This window comes from Microcoleus sp. S13C4, assembly GCF_036700865.1.
Lineage (GTDB): Bacteria > Cyanobacteriota > Cyanobacteriia > Cyanobacteriales > Microcoleaceae > Microcoleus.
The window spans coordinates 1-4,842 of sequence record NZ_JAUBPS010000140.1 but is presented as its reverse complement, the minus strand read 5'-3'; the positions used below and the strand labels follow the sequence as shown (position 1 = coordinate 4,842).

The 4,842-nt window shown below is 46.7% G+C and carries 3 protein-coding genes and 2 pseudogenes; 2 read left to right on the top strand and 3 right to left on the bottom strand.

What is annotated here, in order from left to right:
* Nucleotides 1-120: pseudogene (locus QT996_RS28055) on the bottom strand (IS630-like element ISAcma34 family transposase); the annotation flags it as partial.
* A 79-nt stretch (nt 121-199) separates the two neighbouring features.
* Between QT996_RS28055 and tnpC the strand changes: the two are divergent.
* Nucleotides 200-1,154 (top strand): annotated as a pseudogene (tnpC, locus tag QT996_RS28050) (IS66 family transposase); the annotation flags it as partial.
* On the opposite strand, the gene QT996_RS28045 reads toward tnpC, so the two are convergent.
* Nucleotides 1,143-1,268, bottom strand: coding sequence for an element excision factor XisH family protein (locus QT996_RS28045; protein ID WP_333050741.1), 126 nt, complete (start codon nt 1,266-1,268; stop codon nt 1,143-1,145). The pseudogene tnpC and the gene QT996_RS28045 sit on opposite strands and share 12 nt — an antisense overlap.
* Nucleotides 1,269-1,624: 356 nt before the next feature.
* On the opposite strand from QT996_RS28045, the gene QT996_RS28040 reads away from it, so the two are divergent.
* Nucleotides 1,625-3,325 (top strand): ABC-F family ATP-binding cassette domain-containing protein, encoded by a 1,701-nt coding sequence (locus QT996_RS28040; protein WP_333050739.1) that lies wholly within the window; start codon nt 1,625-1,627, stop codon nt 3,323-3,325.
* A 207-nt stretch (nt 3,326-3,532) separates the two neighbouring features.
* Here QT996_RS28040 and QT996_RS28035 read toward each other — a convergent pair whose 3' ends face one another.
* A complete protein-coding gene (locus tag QT996_RS28035; protein ID WP_333050737.1) occupies nt 3,533-4,450 on the bottom strand; it encodes a fructosamine kinase family protein in 918 nt (305 codons plus the stop codon).
* Nucleotides 4,451-4,842 lie beyond the last annotated feature (392 nt).

The window sequence follows — 4,842 nt, the reverse complement described above, 5'->3', positions numbered from 1 at the left end:
ATTTTGTGAAGCTAAAATCAGAAAATGTGCTCTTTGGCGCACTTGATGATGTCTGCTTTCGCGATAAATTCGGTTTACCAATTTTAAAGAAAGTGGATTGATATCTCGAAGTAAAAACATATAAAACCTCTTTGAACACAACTTGATATTTTTTATTATATCATATTAGTTGTTTGTGTAATTAATTTTGTGAGACTACTTAGTGCCAGGACAAGACTTAAGCATCGACCTACAAGCATTATTGGTATGGCTAGGTAATTATGGGCATATGTCTTATGAAAAGCAACAAGAATTGCTGCGGGAATTAGGTGGTATTGAAATTGGTATCGGGACATTACAAGCAACCAATGCGCGAGTAGCTAATGCTGTAAAGCCCGCCGTTAAAGACTTATGGCAATGGGCACCGTTACAAGCTAACGTCCATGTCGATGAAACCCCGTGGTGTGTTAAGGGCGTCAAAGAATGGTTGTGGACAGCTACAGGTCAAGATTTTTGCCTGTTCCATGCTGCGGACACTCGCAGTCGCTCAGAATTAGAAACAATGCTGGGGAATGAGTTTGCTGGAGTGTTGAATTCTGATGATTTTAGCGTATATAACGGTGTGATTGTGGGAGCGCAGCAGAAATGTCTGGCCCATCTACGACGACATTTTAAGAAAGTTCTTCAAATCAGTCACGGTAACAACACTGTCGTCGCAGAGGCATTTTTGGAATTAATTGATGAGGCATTTCGACAACATCGACTCCGGGCGCGAGCACCCTGAAGAACTTGATTATCACACTTGGGCGAGGGACTTTAAGACCAGACTGGCAGAATTGTTAAATACTTGGATTGGTCATGTTGGTTAGACTGCTGGACTGTTGCTGCGCTCGTTGCGTGAGAAAGCGAACCAATGGTGGTATTTTTTAGACCACCCTTCCATTCCTCCTGACAATAATTTGGCAGAACGTTCACGGAGATTAGCCGTGACTAAACGTAAAGTATCTGGCGGTTCCCGCTCCATGTCTCGATTTGAACAAACTGCTGATTTGTTATCTGTGATTCAGACTTGTCGGTTTCAAGGTATTCGCGCAATGGCTTTTTTCCGTGATGCTCTATCTGCCCATTCTTGTAACTTTTTTATGCCTTCTCTGATTCCCCAATCAAAGACCTGAATCCTTACGGTTTCTCTTCGCCCCAGCCAAGGGATACGGATCATGGGTAATTGTCCAGCCAGCCTTAATCAGAGCCTGTTTGACTACTTGATGATAAATGTCTCTTGCTGGCACGATCGCTCTCTTTTGCTATCGAGGTTGACACTGACTATTATAATGTGCAGAAGTCTCAACCATTATGCGAGAAATTCAATCTGAAACAACACGATCGCCCGTTAGCGAAGCCCTCGAAGATGATCGCCCCACCCAAATAGTCCTGAACCCACATCGAGGCCAAAAACCGGGTTTCTTCCTATATCTCTAGCCCAGAATCGGCAATTTTTCAGAGAAACCCCGTTTCTTCGCGTAACTCCTACCAAATCAAAATCTGGCAATAAGCTAAATATAATTAAAATTTGTTAAGATTAACTCGACCTCAGCGCCGGCATCCCATCCGCCGCTAAACCAGCCCTTCCCCAGTCCCCACAACAATGCTGCGACTCGAACACATCAGTAAAATTTACCCCACAGGCGTCGTACTCAAAGATGTCACCTGGGAAGTCAAGCCAGGCGATCGCATCGGCTTAGTAGGCGTTAACGGTGCCGGCAAATCCACCCAACTCAAAATCATCGCCGGCGAAATCGAACCCACCGCAGGCGAAGTCATTCGCCCCGCCAGCCTCCACATCGCCTACCTCTCCCAAGAATTTGAAGTAGATCCGACTCGCACCGTCAGAGAAGAATTTTGGCGCGCCTTCAACGAAGCCAACGAAGTCCACGAATCCCTGATGCAAGTGCATCGAGACTTGGAAGCCTCCACCCCAGAAAATCTCGACGAACTGATCCACAAAATGGATCGGCTGCAACGGCAATTTGAAGGCTTAAACGGCTACGGTCTAGAAGCCCAAATCGAGAAAATTCTGCCCGAAATCGGATTTGAACCCGAAGACGGCGATCGATTAGTCAGCGCCTTCAGCGGCGGCTGGCAAATGCGGATGAGTTTGGGCAAAATTCTCCTGCAAAAACCCGACATTCTGCTACTAGACGAACCTACCAACCACCTCGACTTAGAAACCATCGAATGGCTGGAAGTTTACCTGAAAGGGCTGATAACCCCGATGGTAATCGTATCCCATGACCGGGAATTTCTCGATCGGCTCTGCACCCAAATCGTCGAAACCGAACGTGGCGTTTCCAGCACCTACCTCGGCAACTACTCCTCCTACCTGCTGCAAAAAGCAGAAGCCAGAGAAGCCCAACTCAGCGCTTACGAAAGCCAGCAAAAAGAACTCGAAAAACAGCAAGCATTCGTAGAAAAATTCCGCGCCAGCGCCACTCGTAGCACCCAAGCCAAAAGCCGCGAGAAACAGTTAGACAAAATCGAACGCATCGAAGCGCCCACCGGCGGATTAAAAACTTTGCATTTCCGCTTTCCCCCCGCACCCCGCAGTGGCCGCGAAGTAGCAATAATTGAAGATTTGGTGCACACCTACGGCGAAAAAATCCTATTTTTGGGAGCCGACTTATTAATTGAAAGGGGCGATCGCATAGCCTTTCTGGGCCCCAACGGCGCGGGCAAATCCACCCTGCTGCGACTGATTATGGGTTTAGAAAAGCCTTCTGAAGGTACAGTCAAATTGGGAGGCCACAACGTCATCCCTGGTTACTTTGAACAGAATCAGGCAGAAGCCTTAGATTTGAATAAAAGCGTGATCGAAACCATTCACGACGAAGTACCCGACTGGAAAAATGAAGAAGTTCGGACTTTGTTGGGGCGGTTCTTGTTTACCGGCGAAACAGTATTCAAACAAGTCGGCGCTTTGAGCGGCGGAGAAAAAGCCCGTCTGGCTTTAGCAAAGATGCTGTTGACTCCGGTGAATTTGCTAATTTTGGACGAGCCGACAAATCACCTCGACATTCCGGCGAAAGAGATGATGGAAGAAGCGATTCAGAATTATGACGGTACGGTAATTATCGTTTCACACGATCGCTATTTCATCTCCCAAGTAGCTAACAAAATTGTCGAGATTCGGGATGGAGAATTTCGCCCTTATTTGGGAGATTACCACTACTATCTCGATAAAATAGCTGAAGAAAAAGAGCTAGCCAAGTTAGCCAAACTTGAAGCTGAAAAAGCAGCTAAAAAAGCGGAAAAAGAAGCCAAGAAAAAAGCGACTGCTAAGCAAAAATAGACCCACTGGTCTCAAAAACCAGGTGAAGCCTTCACTGCGGCAGGGGTTTAAACCCCTGCCTTAAAGCTTAAGTCGTCTTCAGACGACAGTTAAACTCCGACCCTGGTATAGGAACAAATGCACGTTTGTGTTAGCGAGTACCTCGACCGATGCAACAGTGCCAAGACTTCATTTTTGACTCGATCGAATCCAGGTACTACGTAAATTTTAACCCAAAATTAGATTAATCATCTGATTCGCCTGGGACTCGTAACTCCCGCCAAACAAATTAAAATGATTCAAAATGTGATATAGATTATATAAAATTTTCCGCTGCTCGTAGCCTCCCTCCAACGGCCAAACCTGATGATATCCCCCATAAAACTGCGCCGAAAACCCGCCAAATAACTCCGTCATCGCGATATCAACTTCTCTATCTCCAAAATACGCGGCCGGGTCAAAAATTACCGGTTCCCCCGCAGATGTTACCCCTGCATTCCCCCCCCACAAATCTCCGTGAACTAGCGAAGGTTGCGGTTCGTGGCCTGCTAACAACTCAGGAATTACCTCTAATAAACGTTCCCCTTGCGGAAAATGACCACCCCGACGCCTCGCCAATTGTAACTGATAACCAATCCGATGTTCTGCCCAAAATTCTGCCCAATTTGCCGTCCAATTATTAATTTGCACAGTTGAGCCGATCGTATTATTAATATCCCACCCAAAAACTCCCCTCAATAAGCCAGAATTAGGCTCTTCTCCCCCCCTTAGCAAGGCGGGGTTGGGGGGGGTGTATTTGTGCATTTCGGCGAGTTTTCGCCCCATTTCTTCCCAAGCTCGATCGCCCCCGCGACTTCCCAAATCCAGCCATTCCACCACAATATAAGCTGAATTCCCCTCAGTTCCCCAGCAAATCGGCTCAGGTACTCGAATCGTCTGGGCTGCCCGCATTTGCTGCAAACCCAAAGCCTCGGCTTCAAACATCGCAATTTGGGAAGCTTGATTGATTTTCGCGAAGTAAGCGCGGGAACTGCTGCTAATAGAATAGCCTTGATTGATGCAGCCGCCGCTGACAGAATGGCGATTGTCCATAGAAAATGTTTCTCCGGTTGTTTCAGAGATGTGCGCGGCAATTTTGTCCCACATAGCATGAAATCGTGTTGAGGGTTGAGGGCGATCGAAATTAATTTAACAGGGATAGCGAATTAAAAATTAATCAGCAAAAACAAGAAAGCCCCTATCTGTACACAGAGGAGCTTTTGTTTTAAAGTGGTTCCAGGGATTGAGCTATTTTCGAGCTGCCGTGAATGACCAAATATATTTACCGGAGCATTTAACAAGAGATCTCGGGATGGAATCCCAGTGGTTCCATTGCCTCTTTTGACACTAGAGAAAAGTGGTAAGGGTGAGAAACCCTGAAGACTGCAGAGAATTAAGTCATCGTCACCACCATGTGGAAAGAGAGGTCAAGCCCTCGGTCTATTAGTACGCCTCAGCTTCATCCCTCTCAGGACTTCCACTTAACGCCTATCAACGGG

What these genes read in the sequence shown, in the direction of transcription:
- QT996_RS28040 (WP_333050739.1), top strand. Translation starts at nt 1,625, where the DNA reads ATGCTGCGACTCGAACACATCAGTAAAATTTACCCCACAGGCGTCGTA.
- QT996_RS28035 (WP_333050737.1), bottom strand. Translation starts at nt 4,450, where the DNA reads ATGTGGGACAAAATTGCCGCGCACATCTCTGAAACAACCGGAGAAACA.